Genomic DNA, 23,709 nt, shown 5'->3' on the forward strand with positions numbered 1-23,709 from the left:
GTCAGAGCCGTTCGGCTGCGAACGTTCCAGACGTTCGGCAGTGACCCGGACGCCGGCCGCCGCTGCCGGTCCCCAACCACACGAAAGAGAGCCAGTGAGCGCTGTCCCCACCTTCCGCAACGTCGCGATCGTCGCGCACGTCGACCACGGAAAGACCACACTCGTCGACGCCATGCTGCGCCAGTCCGGCGTCTTCGGCGAGCGCGCCGAGGTCGTCGACCGGGTGATGGACTCCGGTGACCTCGAACGTGAAAAGGGCATCACCATCCTCGCCAAGAACACCGCGGTCCACCGGCGCCAGCCGGACGGCACCGAGGTCGTCATCAACGTCATCGACACCCCCGGCCACGCCGACTTCGGCGGTGAGGTCGAGCGCGGCCTGTCGATGGTCGACGGTGTGGTCCTGCTCGTCGACGCCTCCGAGGGCCCGCTGCCGCAGACGCGCTTCGTGCTCCGCAAGGCGCTGGCCGCCGAGCTGCCGGTGATCGTCGTCGTCAACAAGACCGACCGTCCCGACGCCCGCATCCAGGAGGTCGTCGACGAGACGCAGGATCTGCTCCTCGACCTCGCCTCCGACCTGGACGAGGAGGCCGCGAAGGCCGCCGAACTCGTCCTCGAGCTCCCCGTGCTCTACGCCTCGGGCCGCGCCGGTGTCTGCAGCACCGAGCAGCCGGCCGACGGCGAGATCCCGGCGGGGGAGAACCTCGACTCCTTCTTCGACGTCCTGCTCGAACACGTCCCGGCGCCCAAGGGCGACCCGGACGCCCCGCTGCAGGCACACGTCACCAACCTCGACGCCTCGGCCTTCCTCGGCCGTCTGGCGCTCGTCCGCATCCACAACGGGACCCTCCGCAAGGGCCAGCAGGTGTCCTGGTGCCGCGAGGTCGACGGTGAGGCCGTCGTCGAGCGCGCCAAGATCACCGAGCTCCTCGCCACCGTCGGCGTCGACCGGGCGCCCGCCGAGTCCGCATCGGCCGGTGACATCGTGGCCGTCGCCGGCATGCCGGAGATCATGATCGGCGACACCCTCGCCGACCTGGAGAACCCGCAGCCGCTGCCGCGCATCACCGTCGACGAGCCGGCGATCTCGGTCACCATCGGCACCAACTCGTCGCCGCTGGCGGGCCGGGTCTCGGGCCACAAACTGACCGCCCGCATGGTCAAGCAGCGTCTGGACACCGAGCTGATCGGCAACGTGTCGCTGCGCGTGCTCGACATCGGCCGGCCCGACGCCTGGGAGGTGCAGGGACGCGGCGAGCTCGCCCTGGCCATCCTCGTCGAGCAGATGCGTCGTGAGGGCTTCGAGCTGACCGTCGGCAAGCCGCAGGTCGTCACCCGCAAGGTGGACGGCAAGGTCCAGGAGCCGTTCGAGCATCTGACCGTCGACGTGCCCGAGGAGTACCTCGGCGCGGTCACCCAGTTGCTCGCCGCCCGCAAGGGCCGCATGGAGCAGATGAACAACCACGGCACCGGCTGGGTCCGGATGGAGTTCATCGTGCCCTCGCGCGGCCTCATCGGGTTCCGTACCGACTTCCTCACCGAGACCCGCGGCACCGGCATCGCCAACGCGGTGTTCCAGGGTTACGACGCCTGGGCGGGCGAGATCCGGGCCCGCCACACGGGTTCGCTCGTCAGCGACCGGTCGGGAACGGTCACCCCGTTCGCGATGATCCAGCTCGCCGACCGCGGCACCTTCTTCGTCAACCCGGGCGACGACTCATACGAGGGCCACGTCGTGGGGATCAACCCGCGCCAGGAGGATCTCGACATCAACGTCACCCGCGAGAAGAAGCTGACCAACATGCGTCAGTCCTCGGCCGACGTGATGGAGACCCTCGCCAAGCCGATGCAACTCGACCTCGAGGGCGCCATGGAATTCTGCGCCGCCGACGAGTGTGTCGAGGTCACCCCGGAGGTCGTGCGAGTGCGTAAGGTGCACCTCGACTCGACGACGCGCGCCCGTGAGCGCTCGCGGGCCAAGTCCCGGGATGCCGCCGTCAGCTGAGTGTCGATGGCGCTCCGGCGCCACACTACGGTGGCGGGTGCGTCCGACGGACCGAGAAGCTTCTTCGTCATGGGGGTATCCGAGGTGAATCGCGCGAGACCACGACCGGGCCGCGAGGCCGCGAACCGGGTCCGTGGGCGGTTGCTCGGCATCCTCTCGTGCAGCGTCGCCCTGCTCGTGGTGCTCACCGCCTGCATGTCGGATCCGCCGCCCCCGGTCCGCGACACCGGGCCACCGCCGACCCCGACCGAGTACCCGGTGGAGAAGACGATCTACATCGCCACCGACTCGGTCGGATCGGGCTTCAACCCGCACATCGCCGCCGACCAGAACCCGGTGACGACGGCGGTCGCGGCGATGACGCTGCCCAGCGCGTTCGCGCCGGTCCAGACCCCGGGCGGGACGGTGTGGGAACTGCAGCGCTCGTTCGTCACCTCCGCGGAGGTGACGTCGCGGGCGCCGTTCACCGTGACCTACCGCATCCACACCGACGCCCAGTGGTCCGACGGCCTGCCGGTGACGGGCGACGACTTCAACTTCCTGTGGCAACAGATGTCCCGGCAGCCCAACGTCGTGGCACCGGCCGGCTACCGGCTCATCGACTCGGTGCAGTCCCGGGAGGGCGGCAAGGTCGTCGAGGTGCGGTTCGAGTCGCCGTACCCCGCGTGGCGAGAGCTGTTCACCGGATTGCTGCCCAGTCACGTGCTCAAGGGTGCGCCGGCCGGCTTCCAAACCGGGATGGACACCGGCAAGCCGGTCTCGGCCGGGCCCTACGCGATCGTGGGGATCGACAAGACCCGCGACGAGGTCCGCCTCGCCCGCAACGACCGGTACTGGGTCACCCCGCCCCGGTTGGACCAGATCGTCCTCCGCCGCGCCGGCACGTCGGCCCAGATGCTCGACTCCGTACGATCCGGCGACTCGGCCATCGTGGCCCTCGGCGCCTCGCCGGCCACCGACGCGGAACTGACCGCGCTGCCCGGTCTCGAGACCGCCCGCAGCCTGACGTCGCGGTCACTCGGTGTCAGCGTGAACGCCCGCACCGACGCGATGAGCTCGGTGGAGGTCCGGCGCGCGATCCTCGGGTTGGTCGATCCGCGACTGACCACCTTCGCCGGTGCCGGCGACTGGGTCGTCGAACCGTTCGCGAACACCGTCTTCGCGCCGTCGGATCCGGGCTATTCACCGGTCGACCGCCCGCGCCTCGGACCGGCCGAGGTCGACGCCCTGCTCGGCGCCGCCGGTTACCGCCGCGCCGCGCCCGAGCCCGTCGGCTCGGCATCCCCGGTGCCGTCTGCGTCGTCGTCGGAGCCCTCCTCGGTGTCGCCATCGTCCCCGTCCGGGTCCACGCCCGCGTCCGAGGCGCCGTCCGCCGGCGGGTCGGCGACGCCCGGGATGAGCGAGACCCCGACCGAGGGTCTGGTCGAGGTACCGGAACTGCCCGAGGGAATCCTGCCGTTCCAGCGCGACGGGCAGGACCTCATCGTCCGTGTCGGTGCGGTCGCCGGCGATCCGCGGACCACGTCGGCCGCGTCGAGCATCGTCGACCAGCTCCGAGGTGCAGGGGTGCGCGCTCAGGTCGTGACGCTGCCCAACAGCGAGCTGTACGGGTCGGCGCTCACGAACAAACGCGTCGACCTGGTCGTCGGATGGTCCGGTCTCGGGGTGCCCCCGGCGGCCTCGCTCGCCTCGCAGGTCGACTGCAACCAGCCCAAACCCGGCACCGAACCGTCGCCCGCGACGCCCCCGACCCCCACCAGCATCGCGCCGAGCGGAGGCGATCCCGGGGACAGCTACGCCAGCAACATCTCCGGGCTGTGTGATCCGCGACTGATCGAGCTCGCCCGCACCGCGCTCTCCGAGGACGACCCGATCCCGACCCTGAACGAGGCCGAACCGCTCCTGGCCGCCCAGGCGATCTACCTGCCGCTGTACCAGGACTCGATGGTCGTGGGAACCACGCCGGCAGTGCGCGACGTCCCGCTCACCGGGCCCATCCAGGTCTCGATCTTCGGGACCGCGGTGAACTGGGAGCTGTCGTGACCGGTACCCCCGCCGGTCGTCGGTTGCTGCTCGTGCACGCGCATCCCGACGACGAGACGATCATGACCGGCGGCACCATCGCCCGGTATCTCGCGGAGGGCGTCGACGTGCGGGTGCTGACCTTCACGCTGGGCGAAGAGGGTGAGGTGATCGGGGACGAGTGGGCGCAGCTGGTCGCCGACGGCGGTGCCGATCAGTTGGGGGGCTTCCGGATTCTCGAGCTCTCGCGGGCACTGGCCGCGCTCAGCCCCGACGGCCGCGCGCCGCTGCGGCCGCGGTTCCTCGGCGGCGCCGGGCGCTGGCGGGACTCCGGCATGGCCGGCGCGCCGTCCGCGAACCACCCGCGCGCACTCGTGCGGGCACCGTTCGACGAGCCCGTGAGAGCGTTGGTCGACGTGCTCACCGACTTCGCACCCCAGGTGGTCGTCAGCTACGACGTCTCGGGTACGTACGGCCATCCCGACCACAAACTGGTGCACGAGGTCACAACGGCCGCGGTCGCCCGGGCCCGGGAAGTCGGGCCGGGCCCGACCAAGATCTACGAATCGGTGACCGAACGCACCGCACTGGACTCCGGGCTCGCCGGCGTGGCCGCGGTACCCGACGGCTGGCGGATGCCCCGCGACGGTGAGCTGCCGAGCTATCCCGACGTCGACATCACCACCGAGATCGACATCAGCGCGTACCTCCCCCAGAAGGTGGCCGCCCTGGCCGCCCACGCCACGCAGGTGACCGTTGCGGCGTCCGGGACCGAATACGCGCTGTCGAACAACATCCTGCAGCCGATCGCCCGCGCGGAGCATTTCATCCTCACCGAACCAGAGCGTCACGAGTCCCTCGGTGCCACGGACACGCGCGAGTCGGACCTGTTCGCCGGGATCGACTGACTCGATGGCCCGCTTTGTTCGGCCCGTATCGGGTTCCGTCGTCGACCGACTGCTCCTGGGGTTCCTCGTCGTCGACGGGTTCGCGATCGGGCTCCTGAGCGTCGCGTTCACCTATCAGCGCTTCGGCGGCGTCGCCCTGCCCGTCGCGGCACTTGCCGCCGGCGTGGTCAATGCGGTCCTGCTCTGGCTCGCGGCCGGCCTCACCGCGACCCCGTGGCGGTACGGGCCCCTCGCCGCATGGGGGCTCGTCGTCGTGATCGCCGGCGGGCTCCCCGGCCCGGGCGGGGACGTCGTGCTCTCGATCAGCAGTGGTTACCTCGTGCAGACCCTGCTGCTCGTCGTCCTCGGTGTCGGGCCGTGCGCCGCGCTGGGCTGGACGGGGCGGCTGCCCGAACCCGACTGACCACCGCTCCGCAGGGGCGCTCCGCGTTGTGTCGCGAGGGGCGGCGTTAGAGTGAAAGACATGCTTCTGCGCGCGTGGGCCGAAGACATCATGGCCCCGATCGAGCGCGTCACGGCCGCACTGAGCCGTGTCCGTGACGACCCGACTCTCGGGGCCGACGCCCTCGACGATGACGGCTGGGTCGCCCTCCTGGGTGCCTCGGGTGCGCAGCTCGACGAATTGTGCGAACTGGCCGACACCGTGCGTCGGCAGGTGACCGACGCGGAGGTGTTGACCTTCGTGGTCAACCGCAACTTCGACACCGGGGTCGTCAGCCGGCTCGGACCCGACGACCCGGGTCTCGACGAACTGGTCGCCGAGGCGGTCGCACTCGGCGCGACCGAGATCTGCATGCAGGGACCCCTGCCCGCCGAACTGCCGGCCGACGGATACGTCCGACTCGTGGAGGACATCACGGGTGCCGCCGACGGGCTCCACCTGCACGCCTATCGGGCCCCGGAGATCGTCGACGGCGCCGAGCGTGCCGGGATCACGATCGTCGAACACCTCGAGCGGCTGCGGACAGCGGGCCTGGGGTCGGTGCCGGGGACCGCCGCCCAGATCCTCGACGACACCGTCCGGGTGACGCTCTCACCCACCGGCACGGCGCCGCCGGTCGGCAGCTGGGTCGACGTCATCGAGACCGCCCACCGCGTGGGTCTCTTCTCCACCGCGACTATGCTCTACGGGCACGTCGAGACGCCCGCACACCAGATCGCCCATCTTCGACTGCTACTCGAGATCCAGCGTCGCACGGGCGGTTTCAGCGAACTCATCCTGATGCCACTGCTTCCCGAGAACGTGCCGCCCCACTTGGCGGACACCGCCTCGCGGACCGCGTCGGAGCGAGAGACCCGCGCGTTGCACGCCGTCGCCCGCCTCATGACCGCAGGCCTCCTCGATCATCTGCAGGTGGCGTGGACCAAACTGCCCGCGGCCACCGTCGATCTGGTGTTGCGCGGCGGGGCGGATGACCTGGGTGGGCTGTTGCTCGACGGCACCCTGATGCCGGGCGCGGGACCGGAGTCAGGTCGTGTCCTCGACGCCGCGGCTGTCGTCGACATCGCGGCGCGAGCCGGACGGAGGCCGCGTCAGCGCACCACCCGCTACGGGGTGCCGGAGCCCGACCGGCAACTCCCGCTGCCACAGGTGTCCGCGTGAGCCGGAGCATGTCTTCCGGGCGGGCGGCCGGAGCGCAGCAGCGCGCGCTGACGATGGACGACGTGGATGTCGCCATCATCGGCGCGGGCTTCGCCGGGCTCGGGATGGCGACGCAGCTCGCACGCCGCGGGCGGGAGTCCTTCGTCGTGCTCGAACGCGCCGACGGCGTGGGGGGCACGTGGCGCGACAACACCTATCCCGGCATCGCCTGCGACATCCCCGCCCATCTGTACTCGTTCTCGTTCCGGCCGCCGGCCGATTGGTCGGCGCGGTTCCCTCGTGGCGCCGAGATCCGCAGCTATCTCGAACAGATCGTCGTCGACGAACGACTCGCCGACCGCATCGAACTCAATCGCGAACTACGCGAAGCGGTCTGGGACGAGCAGGGGGCGCACTGGGTGATCACGGCGGCGGCGCCGGACGGCCGGGCCGTCACCTTCCGCGCTCGCTCGCTGGTGCTGGCGGTCGGACGGTTGTCGGAGGCGCGCATCCCCGACATCGACGGACTCGACACCTTCCCGGGACAGGTCGTCCACACGGCCGCCTGGCACGACGACGTCAACGTTACGGGTGCGCGGGTCGGGGTCGTCGGAACCGGTGCGTCGGCGGTGCAGCTCATCCCGCATCTCGCCGACGCCGCGGACGATCTCGTCGTGTTCTGCCGTACGCCACCGTATGTCGTGCCGCGCGCGGACCGTCTCTACACCGACGACGAACGCGCTGCCATGCTCGACCCCGTCGTCGCGGCGGAGGTGCGCGACCGACTGCTCACCGAAGCCGATGCGGCGTTCCGGCAGCGGCTCGGGTTGCATCCGGACATCGACGAGATCCGTTCCCGTGCACGGGATCACCTCCACGGGCAGGTGGCCGATGCCGACCTTCGTGAACAGCTGGCCCCCGACTACGAGATCGGTTGCAAGAGAATCCTGCTCAGCGACGACTTCTATCCGGCACTGCAGCGGCCCAATGTGGTGTTCGAGTCGAGTGCTCTGACGTCGGTCGCCGAGACCAAGGCCACCGCGCACAGTGGTCACACCTACGATCTCGACGTCCTGGTGATGGCAACCGGTTTCGAATCCGCACGCCCGCCCGCCGCATCGCGCATCACCGGTCGTGCCGGTCGGCGGCTGTCCGACCACTGGTCTGCAGGCATGACGTCCTATGCCTCGACCGTGGTCAGCGGTTTCCCGAACATGTTCGTCCTCGACGGGCCCAACGCGGCGCTCGGCCACAACTCGGCGATCTACATGATCGAGACGCAACTCGACTACGTCCTGGGCGCGCTGGAGTACATGGCCGGCAACGGGATCACGACGCTGGCGGTCTCGCCTGCCGCCGAAGACGAATACACGCGGGAGATCGACGCTCGCAGCGAGTCGACGGTGTGGCTGACCGGTTGTGAGAGTTGGTATGTCGACCCCGACAGCGGTCGCCTGACCCTGTTGTGGCCGGGCACCGCGGCGTCGTTTCGCGAACGCAACGGCACCTTCGACCCCGAACCGTACGAACCCCGTCCCGACGACGCCGGCACCGGAACACCTGAGGAGGGTGAGGAATGACCGAGCAGTTGACCGTCCGCGCGGCCCTGGACGCCGCGCGCGACCGGGCGCCGATCGGTCTCGACGAGGCCGTGACGCTCCTGTCCTGCGCCGGAGACGACCTGGTCGAACTGCAATCGATCGCCGGGGCGCTCCGAGACGAGGGGCTGGCCGCGGTCGGCCGGTCCCGGCAGATCACCTACTCCCGCAAGGTGTTCATCCCGCTGACGCGCCTGTGCCGCGACCGGTGCCACTACTGCACCTTCGTCACGGTCCCCGGAAAGCTCGCCCGCGCGGGGGAGGGGCTCTATCTGGAACTCGACGAGGTCGTCGACCTCGCGCGCCGCGGTGCCGAACTCGGCTGCAAGGAGGCGCTTTTCACGCTGGGTGACCGCCCCGAGGACAGGTGGCCGCAGGCCGGCGAATGGCTGGCCGAACGGGGTTACTCCTCGACGCTGGACTACGTTCGTGCCGCCGCGGTCGCCGTGTTGTCGGAGACAGGTCTGCTGCCGCACCTCAATCCCGGGGTGATGAGCCTCGAGGAACTGCTCCGTCTGCGCCCGGTCGCACCGTCGATGGGCATGATGCTGGAGACGACGTCGCGTCGCCTGTTCACCGAGAAAGGCCAGGCACACTACGGAAGTCCCGACAAGGACCCGCTGGTCCGCATGCAGGTGCTGCGCGATGCGGGCACCGCTCGTGTCCCGTTCACCACCGGGATTCTGGTCGGGATCGGCGAATCACTCACCGAGCGGGCCGAATCGCTGCTGGCTCTCGCGGATGTGCACGCCCGAGGCGGGCACATCCAGGAGGTGATCGTGCAGAACTTCCGGGCGAAGCCGGACACCGCGATGCGCTCCACCCCCGACGCGGAGATGACCGAGTTCCTCGCCGCCGTCGCGGTCGCCCGGGTCGTCCTCGGCCCACACATGCGGATCCAGGCGCCCCCGAACCTGGTGTCGCCCGCCGAATGTGCCGCGCTGATCGCCTCCGGCGTCGACGACTGGGGTGGGGTGTCGCCGCTGACTCCCGATCACGTCAACCCGGAACGCCCGTGGCCTCACCTCGACGCCCTGGCCGCCCGCACCGCGGAGTCCGATTTCGTTCTCACCGAACGCATCACCGCGCAGCCGCCGTATGTGCTGAACGGTGCCGACTGGATCGACCCGGCACTGACCCAGCACGTCGCCGCGCTCGCCGACCCGGTGACCGGCCTCGCCGTCGACACCCGCCCGGCTCCGCGTCCGTGGCCCGCCGTCGCTTGAGAATCACTCTGCGCCCTCGAGGTTGCGTGCGGAGTCCCGCCCCCGCTCCCTGAGGAGCGCCCGGAGCTTGCGGAGGGCGCGTCACGAAGGGTCTTCGCAACCCGACTCACCAGGACCCTTCGTGACGGCCTCCGCAAGCTCCGGCCTCCTCAGGGAGCAGTGATTGGGCTCGCGCCGAGCACGGCGAGTTCTTTCGTAGTCCACGACGGCCGCCAGGCCGCAGACACCGACGTGCGATCGAAGGGTCAGCCGAGAACGGGTGCGAGCGCTTCGTATCCGCCGACGACGTCGGTGGCGCGATGTAATCCGAGATCCTGCAGGGCCGCGGCGGCCAGGCTCGACGTATACCCCTGGGAGCACAGGACGATCCAGCGGACGTCATGGTCGACGGCCTGGTCGATGCGCGCGTCGCTCGCCGGGTCGCACCGCCATTCGAGGACATTCCGTTCGATGACGAGAGCACCCCGGGCCTCGCCCTCCTCCGCGCGCTGCGCCGCGGGACGGATATCAACGAGCACCGCCCCGTCGGCCAGCTCGGCGGGGACGTCCACGGCCTCGACCCGCGCGATCCGCGACCGTGCGTCGGCGAGCACGTCGTCGATGGTGCGGGGAGTGCTCATTCGGGCTGGTCGGTGAGAACGGTCCGGTCGCGGCGCAGGTGGCCGCCCTCGGAGATGTCGTAGTAGGACATCGCGGTCAGCGGCGGTGAGTAGGCGTGCACGCTGAGCGTCGGGGTCACCAGAGGGCTGGTCTCCGCACCGATCTCCGGTGCGGCGACGACCGGGTTCCGCACGACGTCGTGCACCCACCCGAGAGGGAAGGCGGCCTGGTCGCCGGCGTCGAGGATGCGCACCGCCAGATCGTCTCCCGTCCAGTGGTACTCGCGCAAGCTGCCCGACAACACCGTCAGGGCACCGAGCGAACCGGCGTGGTCGTGGAGTTCGGTGGCCTCGCCCGGGGTCCAGCTGATCAGCCACACGTCGACGTCGTCGTCGGCGTGCAGGCGCGTCGACCAGCGATGCCGTTCGTCCCAGACGTCCGGGAGCAGGTCGTCGTGGCGACCGTCGAGGACGTCTGCGACGCCCTGGTCGGTGATGCGGAGGAGGTCGGCGGGCCGGAGCCGCGTCGGCAGGTGGCTGATGGTGCGCGGGGCAGCGGAGGACCGAGACGCCCATTCGGTGCGGGCGAGGGTGGAGGTCATGGCGAATCCTTGCGAGGGTCGAAGAGGATGTGGTGAGGCCGATCGGTTCAGCAACAGCACATCGACATCGACCGCGCGGTGGGTCGGTGCGGCACCCGGGCACATGCGCCCCTGGGTCGGTGTCCGGTGAGGACGGATTCGTCGACGACGATCATGCGCCCGACTCTGCACGCGGATCGTCGCGGCGTCGAGGTTTGGCGGCACGCTGAACGAAACCCGGAGCGGCGTCTCGCGGTCGGCGATGTGATCCTCGTTACTCAAACCCGGATTCGGGCGCCTCTGGACGGGGGTCGATTTCGTCGCAGCGTCTCCCGGGGCGGATACTGTGGGGTGCGGTTCGACCAGCCCTCGGGCCGCACCGGCGCCGACGCCGGAGTGCCGTTCGACGCCGAACTGCGTTTCTCGTCGCGCCGACCCGGATCTTCCCTAGCGAAGGAGTGAGTGGTGACCTACATCATCGCGGAGCCTTGCGTCGACGTGTTGGACAAGGCTTGCGTGGAGGAGTGCCCCGTCGACTGCATCTACGAGGGTGGACGCATGCTCTACATCCAGCCGGATGAGTGCGTCGACTGTGGCGCGTGTGAGCCGGTGTGCCCGGTCGAGGCGATCTTCTACGAGGATGATGTTCCCGACGAATGGGAGCCCTACGTCAGCGCGAACGCCGACTTCTTCGACGACCTCGGCTCCCCGGGCGGCGCCAGCAAGGTCGGCAAGACCGAGGCCGATCCGGCGTTCATCAAGGGTCTCCCGCCGATGAACGAAGAGGACTGACCGCCTCCGCATGAGCAGTCCTGTCTCCCGTACGGCTGCGCCCCTGCGCGTCTCCTCGACCCGCGTCAGCGGGCGTCTGCCCGACTTCCCGTGGGACACGATCGCCGATGCGAAGGCGACGGCTCAGGCCCACGCCGATGGCATCGTCGACCTGTCGGTCGGGACGCCCGTCGACCCGGTGCCCGCACTCATCCGCGACGCACTCGCCGAGAACTCGGCGTTCCCGGGATACCCGACGACGATCGGGATCCGCGAGTTGCGGCAGGCGGCCGCGGAGTCGCTGATCCGACGCCACGGGGTCACATCGCTCGACGAGTCGGGAATCCTGCCGGTCATCGGTACCAAGGAGGCGATCGCGGGCCTGGCCTCGACCTTCGGGCTCGGACCCGGCGACGACGTGGTGATCCCCGAGGTCGCCTACCCGACCTATGAGGTGAGCGCCCTGCTCGCCGGTGCGCGGGCGGTGCGGGCCGATTCGACCGTCGCGCTGGGACCGATGAACCCGGCGCTGATGTTCATCAACTCGCCGTCGAATCCGACCGGCAAGGTCCTCGGCCTCGATCATCTCCGCAAAGTCGTGGGATGGGCGCGCGAGCGGGGGACCGTCGTCGTGTCCGACGAGTGTTATCTCGGTCTGAGTTGGGAGGGCGAGCCGCTGTCGATCCTCGACCCGAGGGTCTGCGACGGCGACCACACCGGACTGCTCGCGGTCCACTCACTGTCCAAGATCTCGAACCTGGCGTCGTATCGCGCCGGATTCTTCGCCGGCGACACCGAACTGATCGCCGAATTGCTCGCGGTCCGCAAGCACGCCGGACTCATCGTGCCGTTCCCCGTCCAGGGAGCGATGACCGCCGCACTGGCAGACGATGCACACGTCCATGAGCAGCGCGAGCGTTATGCCGAGCGTCGTCGGCTGCTCAAAGCAGCTGTGGAGGGTGCGGGATTCCGGGTCGACCATTCCGAGGCGGGCCTGTATCTCTGGGCCACCCGGGACGAACCGTGCCGGGAGACCGTCGCCTGGCTCGCCGACCGCGGAATCCTCTGTGCTCCAGGCGATTTCTACGGTCCGGCGGGTGAGCGCCACGTTCGGATGGCGCTCACCGCCACCGATGAGCGGATCGGTGCGGCCGTCGCTCGTCTGACGGCCTGACACCGGCCCTGCTCAGCCGCGACCGCTCTTCTGTTGCAGGCGGTCGATCTCCTCGGACGCCTCGGCTTTCGTGAGGTCGGCCGAGAGGGTCTCGCCGGCCTCCCGTGCGAGGGTGTCGAGATAGCTCCGCTGCGCGCCGGTCATCGGCTCGTCGCCGGTCACCCAGTCGTCCGGGTCCTTCTCGGTGGAGTTTCCGGCGCCCGCGCCGAGGACGTCGTCGATATCGTTCGTCGAACGATTGTTCGATGTGCTCATGGGCCCACCATACGTCGGGATCACGAATCCGGCCAGTGAGCCCCGGTGTCAGTCGTTCTTGTGCAGCGCCTCGTTGAGGGCGATGCCGTCGCCCTTCCACGGCACGACCTCGACCGCGCCGGTCAGGCTGTTGCGACGGAACAGCAGGTTGGACTGGCCGGACAGGTCGCGCGCCTTGATCTGCGTGCCGTCGGGTCCGGTGACCTTGGTGCCGGCGGTGACATAGAGGCCCGCCTCGATGACGCAGTCGTCACCCAGCGGGATGCCGCAGCCGGAGTTCGCGCCGAGGAGGCAGCGCTTGCCCAGCGCGATGATCTCCTTGCCGCCGCCCGACAGGGTGCCCATCGTCGAGGCGCCGCCGCCGATGTCGGAGCCGTCGCCGACGACGACGCCCGCGGAGATGCGACCCTCCACCATCGACGACCCGAGGGTGCCGGCGTTGAAGTTGACGAAGCCCTCGTGCATCACGGTGGTGCCGGCCGCGAGATGCGCGCCGAGGCGGATGCGGTCGGCGTCGCCGATCCGTACGCCACCGGGCACCACGTAGTCGACCATGCGCGGGAACTTGTCGATCGAGTAGACGGTGACCGGTCCGCGGGCGCGCAGCTTCGCCCGTACCGACTCGAAGTTGTCGACCGCACACGGGCCGTGATTGGTCCACACCACGTTGGTGAGCATCCCGAAGATGCCCTCGAGGTTGGCGCCGTGCGGGGTGATGAGGCGATGCGACAGCAGGTGGAGTCGGAGGTAGACGTCGTAGGCGTCGATGGGTGCGGCGGAGATGTCGGCGATGCCGGTGCGGACCGCGACGGTCTTGACCCCGCGGGCCTCGTCGACGCCCACCAGCTCACGGAGGTGGGCCGGTGTCGACTCGTCGTCGAGGATCACGGTCTCCGCGGTCTCGACCCCGTCGAGTTCGGGTTCGGGGAACCAGACGTCGAGGACGACGCCGGGAGTCGAACCCCCGTCGATCACGGTCGCGATGCCAGTTGCGTGTGCGCCAGTAGATGTCACGACAGGTGAGTCTAGGTGATCGACACCGGCGCCCCCGCCCCGCCACCGGTGCCCCGGCGTCATCCATTCGGCCCAAAGACCTGGTCACGCGCTGTGCGCCGCTCGTAGGGTCGCCAGCATGACCGGTCATCCCCAGCCATCTGTACCGCCCCGGCGCCGCCGACGCCGCTGGCCGTGGGTGTTGGGCGGGGTCGGCGTCGTGATCGTGGCGGCGCTGGCGGTCGGGGCCGTCGTCTTCCAGCCGTGGCTGATCTTCGTCGACACCGAGGTCGACGACGCGATCCCGGTCGCGGTCACCCCCACGACGTCGACGCCGGGGCAGCCGCCGCCCGCCGGGCCGGTGGTCGTCTCGCGCGGCAGCCTGATCAGCCATGAGCACTCGACATCCGGAACGGTCTCGATCATCGAACAGCCCGACGGCTCACGCGTGCTGGCGATCGAGGACCTGGACACGACCACCGGCCCTGATGTCCACGTGTGGCTGTCGCAAGGGGACGTGGTCGAGGGGTTCGCCGGGTGGCGAACGGCCGCGGACGTCCCGCACGTCGACCTCGGCATGATCAAGGGGAACAAGGGCAACCAGGTCTACGAGATCCCCGCCGACGTCGAGCTGGCCGACTATCCGTCGGTGTTCCTCTGGTGCGTGAAGTTCAGCGTCTCCTTCGGCGCCGCGGAGATGGGCTCACTACGGTGAGGGAGTGAGCACCGACCTCGACCTGACCGCCGACCCCGTCGAACTGACCGCCGCGCTCGTCGACATCGAGAGCGAGTCGCGCAACGAGTCGGCCATCGCCGACGCGGTCGAGGCCGCGCTGCGCGCGCAGACGAGCGGATTCGAGATCCTCCGCCATGGCAACCGGGTCCTCGCACGGACCGACCGGGGGCACGCCCAGCGGGTCATCCTCGCCGGGCACCTCGACACCGTGCCGGTCGCCGGCAACCTCCCGCACCGCCGCGAGATGGATTCGGAGGAGGGCGACGTCCTGCATGGATGCGGCACCGTCGACATGAAATCCGGTGACGCGGTGTTCCTCCACCTCGCGGCGACCCTGCCGGAACCCGCCTCGGATCTCACGCTGATCTTCTACGACTGCGAGGAGATCGCGGCAGAGTTCAACGGCCTCAACGACATCGAACGCGAACTCCCCGAGTGGCTCGCCGGTGACGTGGCGATCCTCGGCGAGCCGACCGCGGGGCTCATCGAAGCCGGATGCCAGGGGACGCTGCGGGTTCGGTTGTCGACGACGGGAACCCGAGCGCACTCGGCCCGATCCTGGATGGGCGACAACGCCATTCACAAGCTCGGCGGTGTCCTGACCACGCTGGCGGGGTACGAGGCCCGTCGGGTCGACATCGACGGCTGCGAGTACCGCGAGGGCCTGTCGGCGGTCGCGGTCGGCGGCGGGGTGGCCGGCAACGTGATCCCCGACGCCGCGCATGTCGACGTCAATTTCCGCTTCGCGCCGGACCGTTCGATCGACCAGGCGCTGGACCACGTCCGCGAGGTGTTCGCCGCCGACCTGGCCGACGGCAGGATCGGGCTGGAGGTCACCGATTCCGCGGCCGGCGCCCTGCCCGGGCTGGGGCACCCGGCGGCCGCGGCGCTCGTGGCGGCCGCGGGCGGACGGTTCCGCGCGAAGTACGGCTGGACCGACGTGTCGCGGTTCTCGGCGCTGGGCATCCCCGCAGTGAACCTGGGCCCCGGCGATCCCAATCTCGCGCATCGCGTCGACGAACGGGTGCCGGTGGAGCAGATCCGCGCGGTGACCGACCTACTGCGCACCTACCTGTCCTGACCTCGCGAGACCGGCGGAGCCGGACGGCGCTGCTAGCGTGACCGCCATGTCGACCACGCCCGAGCCGGAACCCGTCGAAGACGGAACGAACCCCGACACCTGCTACGTCGGCCCGATCCGGATTCGGCGGGACCAGCGCGGCAAGACCACGGACCGCCGCCTGCTGGAATGGGTCGACCCGCGCGACGCCACGCGTCGTTCCGAACGAACCATGCGCGACTCCTGGCGGGTCCTGCGCATCCAGTCCGAATTCGTCGCCGGGTTCGATGCGATGAGCGAGGTCGCCGAGGCCGTGACCGTCTTCGGCTCGGCGCGACTGCATCCGGAGTCGCCGGAATACGCGCTCGGTGTCCGCGTGGGCCGAGCGCTGGGCGAGGCCGGGTACGCGGTCATCACCGGTGGCGGACCCGGTGCGATGGAAGCCGCCAACCAGGGCGCACATCAGGCCGGGGCGCAGTCCATCGGACTCAACATCGAGCTGCCCTTCGAACAGGGCCTCAACCCGTGGGTCGATCTCGGCATGAACTTCCGCTACTTCTTCGTGCGCAAGACGATGTTCGTGAAGTACGCGCAGGCGTTCGTCTGTCTCCCCGGCGGGATGGGCACCCTCGACGAACTCTTCGAGGCGCTGACCCTCGTGCAGACCAAGAAGGTGGTCCGGTTCCCGATCGTGCTGGTGGGCAGCGACTTCTGGGGCGGCCTCCTGGACTGGATGCGCGACGTCCTCGCCGCGCGTGGGATGATCTCGCCCGAGGATCTGGACCTGCTCACCGTCGTCGACGACCCCGACGACGTGGTCGCCGCGATCGAGGCCGCGACACCCTGAGGGTCGATATGACCTTCCCGGCCGACGATGGCACGATTGCCCGGTGAGTGCTGTCTGCGTCTATTGCGCCTCCGGTCCCGTCGACCAGCCCTACCTCGATCTCGCCGCCGAAGTGGGTCGGACGCTCGCCGAGCAGGGGCATGTGGTCGTCTCCGGTGGCGGGAACATCTCCATGATGGGAGCGCTGGTCAACGCCGCTCGCGAGGCCGGTGGCCACACGGTCGGCATCATCCCGCGCGCACTGATGAAGCACGAGGTCGCCGACCTCGGGTCGGGCGAACTCGTGGTCACCGAGACCATGCGCGAACGCAAACGCCTCATGGACGAGCGCGCCGACGGGTTCATCACCCTCCCCGGCGGGATCGGGACGCTCGAGGAGCTCTTCGAGACCTGGACCGGGGGCTACCTCGGGATGCACGACAAACCGGTCGTCCTGCTCGATCCTGTCGATTTCTACGCGCCGTTGCTCGACTGGCTGCGAGAGTTGTCGACAACCGGGTTCGTCGCCCGACGATCGCTCGACCGGCTGCTCATCACGCGGTCGGTCGCCGACGCGGTGGAGTTGGCGACGGCACGGAAAGGTCTTGCTACCGGCCGGTAAGGTAGCGCGTGAGTGCGCGGGGCACTCGAAACGCCAGCGGGAGAGCGGAGGGCAGATGTCCCAAGGGGTCGAGCAGCAGGACGGTCGGCAGCAGAGTGTGAAGAAGACCGTCGGTATCCCCGACATCCTTCGCGGCGTGGTGAAGATGGCGCCACATGCGACCGGGATGATCAAGCACGCGCCGGGACTCATTCGACGCCCACCGGAGGCCAAACGGACCATCGGTTCGGTCTTCCAGAAGCACGCGGCCGAGCACCCCGACCGGCCGTTCGTCCGGTTCGAGGGCCGCACGACCACCTACGGCGAGGCCAACCGCCGCGTGAATCGTTACGCCGCAGCACTTTCCGCCGACGGCGTCGGCAAGGGCGACGTGGTGGCGCTGCTCTCCAAGAACTGCACGACCGACCTGCTGCTGATGCTCGCCACCGTCAAACTCGGCGCGATCGCCGGGATGCTGAACTACAACCAGCGCGGCGAGGTGCTCGAGCACAGCGTCGGCCTCCTCGAGGCCAAGGTCCTCATCCACGATCCCGAGTGCGCGGAGGCCTTCGAGTCGATCCCGGAATCGGTTCTGCCCGAACACGTCTACGATTTCGCCGCGTTCGACGCCGCGGCCGAGGGACTCTCGGAAGCCGATCCCGAGGTCACCGAGCAGCTGCCCGCGTCGACCAAGGCGTTCTACATCTTCACCTCCGGCACCACGGGGATGCCGAAGGCCAGCGTGATGAGCCACAACCGGTGGCTGGCGAGCCTGTCCGGCATCGGCGGTCTCGCCGTTCGGTTACGCCACAGCGACACCATGTACGTGCCGCTGCCGCTCTACCACAACAACGCGTTGTCGGTGTCACTGTCCTCGGTCCTCGCCTCGGGTGCGTGCATCGCCATCGGACGCTCGTTCTCGGCGTCGAAGTTCTGGGACGACGTGATCCTCAACCGTGCGACGGCGTTCTGCTACATCGGCGAGCTCTGTCGCTACCTCCTCGCGCAGCCCGAGAAGCCCACGGATCGCCAGCATTCCGTGCACACCGTGGTCGGCAACGGTATGCGCCCGGACATCTGGGACGAGTTCCGCGAGCGTTTCGGGGTCGACCGCGTCGTCGAGTTCTACGGGGCCAGCGAACTGAACCTCGCATTCGTCAACGCGTTCAGCGTCGACAAGACCGCCGGCTTCTGCCCGCTCCCGTACAAGATCGTGGAATACGACGAGGAGGGGAACCCCAAACGCGGCGACGACGGTCGGCTCGTGAAGGTCGGCCGGGGCGGTACCGGCCTGCTGCTCGCCCAGATCAGTGACCGGGTGCCCGTCGACGGCTACACCGACTCCGAGGAGACCGAGAAGAAGATCATCCGCGACGCCTTCAAGGACGGTGACTCCTACTTCAACTCCGGTGACCTCGTCCGCGATCAGGGCTTCGCGCACATCGCCTTCGTCGACCGGCTCGGCGACACCTTCCGCTGGAAGGGCGAGAACGTCGCCACCACCCAGGTGGAGGGGGCGGTCGACTCCTATCAGGCCGTCGCGCAGTCGGTGGCGTACGGCGTCGAGGTCCCCGGCACCGACGGTCGCGCCGGGATGATCGCGATCAAGCTGCGCGAGGGCGCCGACCTCGACCCGGGCGCATTCGCCCGCCATCTCTACGACGCGCTGCCGTCGTACGCGGTGCCGCTGTTCGTGCGGATCGTCGACGATTTCGAGCAGACCTCGACCTTCAAGAACCGCAAGGTCGAGCTGCGCAAGGAGGGGTACACCGACGCCGAGGCCGAACGGCTCTACGTGTTGCTCGGCAAGGAGAAGGGCTACACCGAGTTCTACGACGATTACCCCGACGACGTCGCCGCCGCCAAGGTGCCCAAGGGGTGAGTTCCGGCCCGGAGACGTCGGCGTCGGACACGCTGTGCGGGCGGCGGGTGCCGACCGACCGCGCGTTGGTGATGGCGATCGTCAACCGCACCCCTGATTCGTTCTACGACCGAGGTGCGAGCTTCGACGACGCCGCCGCTCAGGCGCACGTCGACCGGGTCGTCGCCGAGGGCGCCGACATCATCGACGTCGGCGGGGTCAAGGCCGGACCCGGACGCGAGGTCGACGCCGCGACGGAGGCCGCCCGGGTCGTCGGCATGATCGCCTGGATCCGTGACCGGCATCCGGACGTGCTGATCAGCGTCGACACCTGGCGCAGCGAGGTCGCCGACCAGGCCTGCGCCGCCGGCGCGGATCTCATCAACGACACCTGGGCGGGATTCGACCCCGACGTCGTCGACGTCGCCGCCGAACGCGGGGCCGGGATCGTCTGCTCGCACACGGGTGGCGCGCGGGTGCGGACCCGGCCGCACCGCGTCGCATACGGGGACTCGGTCGACGCGGTGGTGGCCGACGTGATCCGGGAGGTGACCTCCGCGGCCGACCGGGCGCTCGCTGCCGGGGTGCGTCGAGACTCGATCGTTATCGATCCGACGCACGATTTCGGCAAGAACACTCACCACGGGCTGGCTCTGTTACGCGGTGTGAAAGATCTTGTTAACACAGGCTGGCCGGTCCTGATGGCGCTGAGCAACAAGGATTTCGTAGGGGAGACTCTGGGTACAGACCTAGCGCACCGATTGGAAGGGACTCTGGCCGCGACAAGTCTGGCCGCCGCCCAAGGCGCCCGGATCTTCCGCGTCCACGAAGTCGCTGCCACTCGTCGCGTGGTCGACATGGTCGCTGCCATCGCGGGAGCGAAACCACCCGCCCGAACAGTCAGGGGACTCGCATGACCAAGCAGCAGAAGCGACGTAGGCCCAGCACCGTCAGCCGGGACAAGGCCGCCATGTGGCCGACGGTCGCCCAGACCCCGGGGACCGAGCAGCGCTGGTCGGCAACCCACACCTGGGAGCAGCCGGACTGGACGATCGACGACCTCGTCGACGCGAAGAACGGCCGGACTATCTCGGTGGTGCTGCCCGCGCTGAACGAGGAAGAGACCGTCGCCGACGTCATCGCCACGATCATGCCGCTGTACGGCACCCTGGTCGACGAGATCATCGTGCTGGACTCCGGGTCCACCGATGCCACCGCCGAGCGCGCGCTCGCCGCCGGCGCGCAGGTGATCTCCCGCGAGGAGGCGGTACCCGAGTTGGACCCGGTCAAGGGCAAGGGTGAGGTGCTGTGGCGTTCGGTCGCCGTGGCGACCGGCGACATCATCGCATTCGTCGATTCCGACCTCATCGACCCGGACCCGATGTTCGTGCCAAAGATGCTCGGTCCGCTCCTGCTGAACCCCGAGATCCAGCTCGTGAAGGGCTACTACCGGCGCCCGCTGCGCACGGGCGGTACGCACGACGCCAACGGCGGCGGACGCGTGACCGAGCTCGTGGCACGCCCCCTCCTGGCATCCCAGAAGCCGGATCTCACCGCGGTGCTGCAGCCACTCGGCGGCGAGTACGCCGGCACGCGCGAACTGCTCTCCTCGGTGCCGTTCGCGCCGGGCTACGGGGTCGAGATCGGCCTGCTCATCGACACCTATGACCGGTACGGCCTGGCCGGGATCGGTCAGGTCAACCTCGGGGTCCGAACCCATCGCAACCGCCCGCTGGTGGAATTGGGGGTCATGAGCCGCCAGATCGTCGGAACCCTGATGCGCCGCTGCGGCATCGAGGACTCGGGCGTCGGGCTCACCCAGTTCACCGCCGAACCCGACGGCTCCTTCACGCCGCACACCACCGAGGTCTATCTCGAGGATCGTCCGCCGATGAACACCGTGCGCGCCCTGGCCCCCAAGGCCGAGGAGATGGCCTCCTAGCCGGCTCCGGACCTGCTGAGCCAGACCTGATGAACCCGGCCCCGACCCGGCGACGCCGCCCGCCCTGACGCGGGTGGCCGTCGCCGGGTCGGTGCTGTGCCGGGCCGTCGTCCGGGCGCTTCTGCCAGGATGGAACGCATGCAGACGCTGCTGCTGTACCTGCTGATCATGGGACTCGTCGTCGCGATCGTGTTCGCTGTCGTCTGGTTCGTGTTCGGACGCGGAGAAGATCTGCCGCCGGTCGAGCCCGACACCACGCTCACCCGGTTGCCGTCGGTGGGCATCACCGGTGACGACGTGCGTGCGTTGCGCTTCGCCCAGACCCCGCGTGGTTACAAGCAGGCCGAAGTCGACTGGGCGCTGGCACGTCTCGCGCGTGAGGTCGACGACCTGCGGTCGGTGATCACGCGTCTGCGCGAACGGGAGTCGGTGCCCGGGGCGGAAGCAGACGCGGCTCCGGACGATCCCGCCGCTGGTATCACCGGGAACAGCGGCGTGGACGCCGGGCGGTCCGGCCCGCCGAGCACCCCCCAGTAGGGGCCGTACGTCGAGACCGCGCGGCGCGCGTGTCGCGCACTGACAATCGTGTGCGACCCGGGCACGTATCATGTTCGGAGCAGGGACCTTGAAGGGAGCTTGAGAATGGCGGCAATGAAGCCACGTACTGGGGACGGCCCCCTCGAAGCGGCCAAAGAAGGGCGTGGAATCGTTGTCCGGATTCCGATCGAAGGTGGAGGTCGACTGGTCGTCGAGCTGACCGCCGACGAAGCAGCCGCGCTGGGCGAGGAACTCCGCGGGGTAACCGGCTGAACATGCCCCACGAGGGTAGTTCCCATGAGGCCCGGGCGGACCCACCGACCCCGCACCGGGCGCATGGCCTCACTTCGGTACTCGAGATCCTGCGCTGCCCGGTGTGTACCGGGCGCCTGTCGGCCGACGGCGCGTCGCTGCGCTGTCCGCAGGCGCATTCTTTCGACCTCGCCCGTCAGGGCTATGTCTCACTGCTCGACGGCCGGTCCGGCGCGCTGCGCGCCGACACCGCAGCCATGGTGGCCGCCCGAGCCCGCGTGCACGACTCCGGTTTCCTGCTCCCCGTGGTCGATTTCGTCGCCGGCCGCGCGGCCGAGGTCACGGGTGGACACGACCGGCCGGTGATCCTCGACGCGGGGGCCGGTGGCGGACACTATCTTCGCACCGCGGTCGAGGCGAGTGGGGTGCCCGGCGGTGACGGACGGTCCTCGGCCGCCGGAATCGGCCTGGACCTCTCGAAGTACTGCGCGCGGGCCATGGCGCGGGGACCCCGACCCCTCGCTGCCGTCGTCGCCGACGTCTGGCGCGGCCTGCCCGTCGTCGATGACGCTGTCGCGGTGGTGCTCTCGGTGTTCGCGCCGCGCAACGCGAGCGAGTTCGCCCGCGTACTGGCCCCTGATGGCGCACTGATCATCGTGAGTCCGGGGCCCGACCACCTCGGCGAACTCATCGAGCCGATGGCGATGCTGCGTGTCGACGAGGCCAAATCCGAGCGCCTCCGTGCCTCGCTCGACGCGGGCTTCGAATTGGTCGACGAGTTACCTGTCCGGTACTCCGCAGACGTCGACGCGCAGACCGTGGGGGATCTGGTCGCCATGGGCCCGTCGGCATTTCACTCCGACGAGGCCGACATCCGCTCGCGGGCCGCGGCCTTCGCCGGGGACGGTCGGGTGCCGGTCACGGTGTCGGTCGTGGTGACCACGTGTCGGCCCGTCCGCGGACGCTCACCCGCTCAACGCCGTACGGACTCGTAGACACCCAGCGTCTGTTCGGCGATCGACGCCCAGGAGAACTCGGCTTCGGCGCGTTCGCGGCCGGCCACCCCCATCGCCGACGCCGCCGCCGCATCCGAGGCCACCGCGTTCACCGTGTCGGCGAGATCGTGTTCGAAGGTCGCCGGATCGACGGGGTCGTACCGCACGAGGCGGCCGGTGACGTTGTCGCGCACCACCTCGGGAATGCCGCCGACCGCCGAGGCCACCACCGCGGTACCGCAGGCCATCGCCTCGAGGTTGACGATGCCCAGCGGTTCGTACACCGATGGGCACACGAAGACCGTTGCCGCGGTCAGGATCTCGCGGATGCGGGGGAGTGGGAGCATCTCGCGCACCCAGTGGACGCCGGGACGCGAGGCGGAGAGTTCGCCCACCGCGCTCTCGATCTCGGCGCCGATCTCCGGCGTGTCGGGGGCACCAGCACAGAGGACGAGCTGGATGTCCGGATCGAACCGGTGCGCCGCGGCCACCAGATGTGCGACGCCCTTCTGCCGGGTGATCCGGCCGACGAACGCCGCGATCGGGCGATCCGGGTCGAGCCCGAGTGCGGTCGGCGTCGAGTCGGGTCCGAACGGATCGTCGACCGGGAACCATTGAGATGTGTCGATCCCGTTGCGCACCACATGGACACGCTCAGGGTCCAGACGCGGGTAGGTGTCACAGATCTCGGTGCGCATCCCCGAGCTCACCGCGATCACCGCGTCGGCGTACTCCACCGCGTTGCGTTCCACCCAGCTCGACACCCGGTACCCGCCGCCGAGTTGCTCGGCCTTCCACGGGCGCGACGGTTCGAGCGAGTGGGCGGTCAGCACGTGCGGCACGTCGTAGAGCTGTCCCGCCAGGTGCCCGGCAAGGCCGGTGTACCAGGTGTGGGAGTGCACGACATCGGCACCGGACGCACCCACCACCATCCGCAGATCGGCCGACAGCGTCGTGATCGCCGCATTCGCCCCGGCCAACCCCGGGTCGGGGGTGTACACCGAGGCAGTCTCCCGCTCGGCGCCCATGCAGTGCACGTCGACGGTGATGAGATCGCGCAGATACCGGACCAATTCGGTGACGTGGACCCCGGCGCCACCGTAGACCTCAGGTGGATATTCCCGTGTCATCATCGCCACCCGCATGATCTCGACGCTAGTGCCAACGCGCGCAGATCGCCATCGG

24 protein-coding genes are annotated in these 23,709 nt (G+C 69.4%); 19 read left to right on the top strand and 5 right to left on the bottom strand.

The features are described from left to right. The first annotated feature begins 94 nt into the window (after window positions 1-94). From typA to cofG, 7 genes are all read left to right on the top strand, one after another. On the top strand, window positions 95-2,005 hold the full coding sequence (gene typA / locus AS181_RS15885; RefSeq protein WP_058252521.1) for a translational GTPase TypA: 1,911 nt from the start codon (window positions 95-97) through the stop codon (window positions 2,003-2,005). Window positions 2,006-2,074: 69 nt separating this feature from the next. Continuing rightward, on the top strand, window positions 2,075-4,048 hold the full coding sequence (locus AS181_RS15890; RefSeq protein ID WP_058252569.1) for an ABC transporter family substrate-binding protein: 1,974 nt from the start codon (window positions 2,075-2,077) through the stop codon (window positions 4,046-4,048). Continuing rightward, a complete protein-coding gene (mshB, locus tag AS181_RS15895) occupies window positions 4,045-4,935 on the top strand; it encodes an N-acetyl-1-D-myo-inositol-2-amino-2-deoxy-alpha-D-glucopyranoside deacetylase (protein WP_058252522.1) in 891 nt (296 codons plus the stop codon). Before AS181_RS15890 ends, mshB begins: the two co-directional genes overlap by 4 nt. A gap of 4 nt (window positions 4,936-4,939) precedes the next feature. Further along, the gene (locus tag AS181_RS15900) at window positions 4,940-5,338 is read left to right on the top strand and encodes a hypothetical protein (RefSeq protein WP_058252523.1); all 399 of its coding nucleotides are present in this window, start codon (window positions 4,940-4,942) and stop codon (window positions 5,336-5,338) included. 60 nt (window positions 5,339-5,398) lie between these two features. After that, window positions 5,399-6,538 (top strand): hypothetical protein, encoded by a 1,140-nt coding sequence (locus AS181_RS15905; protein WP_058252524.1) that lies wholly within the window; start codon window positions 5,399-5,401, stop codon window positions 6,536-6,538. A 53-nt stretch (window positions 6,539-6,591) separates the two neighbouring features. Continuing rightward, window positions 6,592-8,097, top strand: coding sequence for a flavin-containing monooxygenase (locus AS181_RS15910; protein ID WP_091344399.1), 1,506 nt, complete (start codon window positions 6,592-6,594; stop codon window positions 8,095-8,097). Continuing rightward, complete coding sequence (cofG, locus tag AS181_RS15915; RefSeq protein WP_058252525.1) at window positions 8,094-9,341, top strand: 7,8-didemethyl-8-hydroxy-5-deazariboflavin synthase CofG; 1,248 nt, start codon at window positions 8,094-8,096, stop codon at window positions 9,339-9,341. The genes AS181_RS15910 and cofG overlap by 4 nt, the downstream gene beginning before the upstream one ends. A gap of 245 nt (window positions 9,342-9,586) precedes the next feature. Here cofG and AS181_RS15920 read toward each other — a convergent pair whose 3' ends face one another. After that, a complete protein-coding gene (locus tag AS181_RS15920) occupies window positions 9,587-9,961 on the bottom strand; it encodes a rhodanese-like domain-containing protein (RefSeq protein ID WP_058252526.1) in 375 nt (124 codons plus the stop codon). After that, window positions 9,958-10,542 carry a cysteine dioxygenase gene (locus tag AS181_RS15925; protein ID WP_058252571.1) on the bottom strand — a complete coding sequence of 195 codons (585 nt, stop codon included), beginning with the start codon at window positions 10,540-10,542 and terminating at the stop codon, window positions 9,958-9,960. Before AS181_RS15925 ends, AS181_RS15920 begins: the two co-directional genes overlap by 4 nt. Window positions 10,543-10,983: 441 nt before the next feature. On the opposite strand from AS181_RS15925, the gene fdxA reads away from it, so the two are divergent. Together fdxA and dapC are read left to right on the top strand one after the other, a co-directional pair. Next, complete coding sequence (gene fdxA / locus AS181_RS15930; RefSeq protein ID WP_058252527.1) at window positions 10,984-11,313, top strand: ferredoxin; 330 nt, start codon at window positions 10,984-10,986, stop codon at window positions 11,311-11,313. 10 nt (window positions 11,314-11,323) lie between these two features. Beyond that, on the top strand, window positions 11,324-12,466 hold the full coding sequence (dapC, locus tag AS181_RS15935; RefSeq protein WP_058252528.1) for a succinyldiaminopimelate transaminase: 1,143 nt from the start codon (window positions 11,324-11,326) through the stop codon (window positions 12,464-12,466). A 12-nt stretch (window positions 12,467-12,478) separates the two neighbouring features. Here the strand turns inward: dapC and AS181_RS15940 are convergent, their stop codons facing one another. Next, window positions 12,479-12,721 (bottom strand): DUF3072 domain-containing protein, encoded by a 243-nt coding sequence (locus AS181_RS15940; RefSeq protein WP_058252529.1) that lies wholly within the window; start codon window positions 12,719-12,721, stop codon window positions 12,479-12,481. 48 nt (window positions 12,722-12,769) lie between these two features. Beyond that, a complete protein-coding gene (gene dapD / locus AS181_RS15945) occupies window positions 12,770-13,735 on the bottom strand; it encodes a 2,3,4,5-tetrahydropyridine-2,6-dicarboxylate N-succinyltransferase (RefSeq protein ID WP_078112956.1) in 966 nt (321 codons plus the stop codon). 178 nt (window positions 13,736-13,913) lie between these two features. Between dapD and AS181_RS15950 the strand changes: the two genes are divergently transcribed. From AS181_RS15950 to AS181_RS15990, 10 genes are all read left to right on the top strand, one after another. Further along, window positions 13,914-14,429 (top strand): DM13 domain-containing protein, encoded by a 516-nt coding sequence (locus tag AS181_RS15950; protein WP_058252531.1) that lies wholly within the window; start codon window positions 13,914-13,916, stop codon window positions 14,427-14,429. Window positions 14,430-14,433: 4 nt separating this feature from the next. Then, window positions 14,434-15,531 carry a succinyl-diaminopimelate desuccinylase gene (dapE, locus tag AS181_RS15955; RefSeq protein ID WP_058252532.1) on the top strand — a complete coding sequence of 366 codons (1,098 nt, stop codon included), beginning with the start codon at window positions 14,434-14,436 and terminating at the stop codon, window positions 15,529-15,531. 46 nt (window positions 15,532-15,577) lie between these two features. Beyond that, window positions 15,578-16,357, top strand: coding sequence for a TIGR00730 family Rossman fold protein (locus tag AS181_RS15960; protein WP_058252572.1), 780 nt, complete (start codon window positions 15,578-15,580; stop codon window positions 16,355-16,357). A 43-nt stretch (window positions 16,358-16,400) separates the two neighbouring features. After that, window positions 16,401-16,958, top strand: a complete 558-nt coding sequence (locus AS181_RS15965; RefSeq protein ID WP_055475893.1) for a TIGR00730 family Rossman fold protein — start codon at window positions 16,401-16,403, stop codon at window positions 16,956-16,958. 55 nt (window positions 16,959-17,013) lie between these two features. Further along, entirely contained in the window at window positions 17,014-18,819 is a 1,806-nt protein-coding gene (locus tag AS181_RS15970) for a long-chain-acyl-CoA synthetase (protein WP_055475894.1), read from the top strand. A 71-nt stretch (window positions 18,820-18,890) separates the two neighbouring features. Next, window positions 18,891-19,715 carry a dihydropteroate synthase gene (gene folP / locus AS181_RS15975; RefSeq protein ID WP_091344402.1) on the top strand — a complete coding sequence of 275 codons (825 nt, stop codon included), beginning with the start codon at window positions 18,891-18,893 and terminating at the stop codon, window positions 19,713-19,715. After that, window positions 19,712-20,740, top strand: coding sequence for a glucosyl-3-phosphoglycerate synthase (locus AS181_RS15980; protein ID WP_058252533.1), 1,029 nt, complete (start codon window positions 19,712-19,714; stop codon window positions 20,738-20,740). Before folP ends, AS181_RS15980 begins: the two co-directional genes overlap by 4 nt. A gap of 138 nt (window positions 20,741-20,878) precedes the next feature. Then, window positions 20,879-21,277 (top strand): DivIVA domain-containing protein, encoded by a 399-nt coding sequence (locus AS181_RS15985; RefSeq protein WP_058252573.1) that lies wholly within the window; start codon window positions 20,879-20,881, stop codon window positions 21,275-21,277. A 105-nt stretch (window positions 21,278-21,382) separates the two neighbouring features. Continuing rightward, window positions 21,383-21,550 carry a DUF3117 domain-containing protein gene (locus AS181_RS24610; RefSeq protein ID WP_004019232.1) on the top strand — a complete coding sequence of 56 codons (168 nt, stop codon included), beginning with the start codon at window positions 21,383-21,385 and terminating at the stop codon, window positions 21,548-21,550. A gap of 2 nt (window positions 21,551-21,552) precedes the next feature. After that, entirely contained in the window at window positions 21,553-22,524 is a 972-nt protein-coding gene (locus AS181_RS15990; protein ID WP_058252534.1) for a putative RNA methyltransferase, read from the top strand. Here the strand turns inward: AS181_RS15990 and glgA are convergent. Beyond that, the gene (glgA, locus tag AS181_RS15995) at window positions 22,503-23,669 is read right to left on the bottom strand and encodes a glycogen synthase (RefSeq protein ID WP_197282777.1); all 1,167 of its coding nucleotides are present in this window, start codon (window positions 23,667-23,669) and stop codon (window positions 22,503-22,505) included. The two genes, AS181_RS15990 and glgA, sit on opposite strands and share 22 nt — an antisense overlap. Window positions 23,670-23,709 lie beyond the last annotated feature (40 nt).

The sequence above is a fragment of the Gordonia sp. SGD-V-85 genome (genome assembly GCF_001456905.1).
GTDB lineage: Bacteria > Actinomycetota > Actinomycetes > Mycobacteriales > Mycobacteriaceae > Gordonia > Gordonia hongkongensis.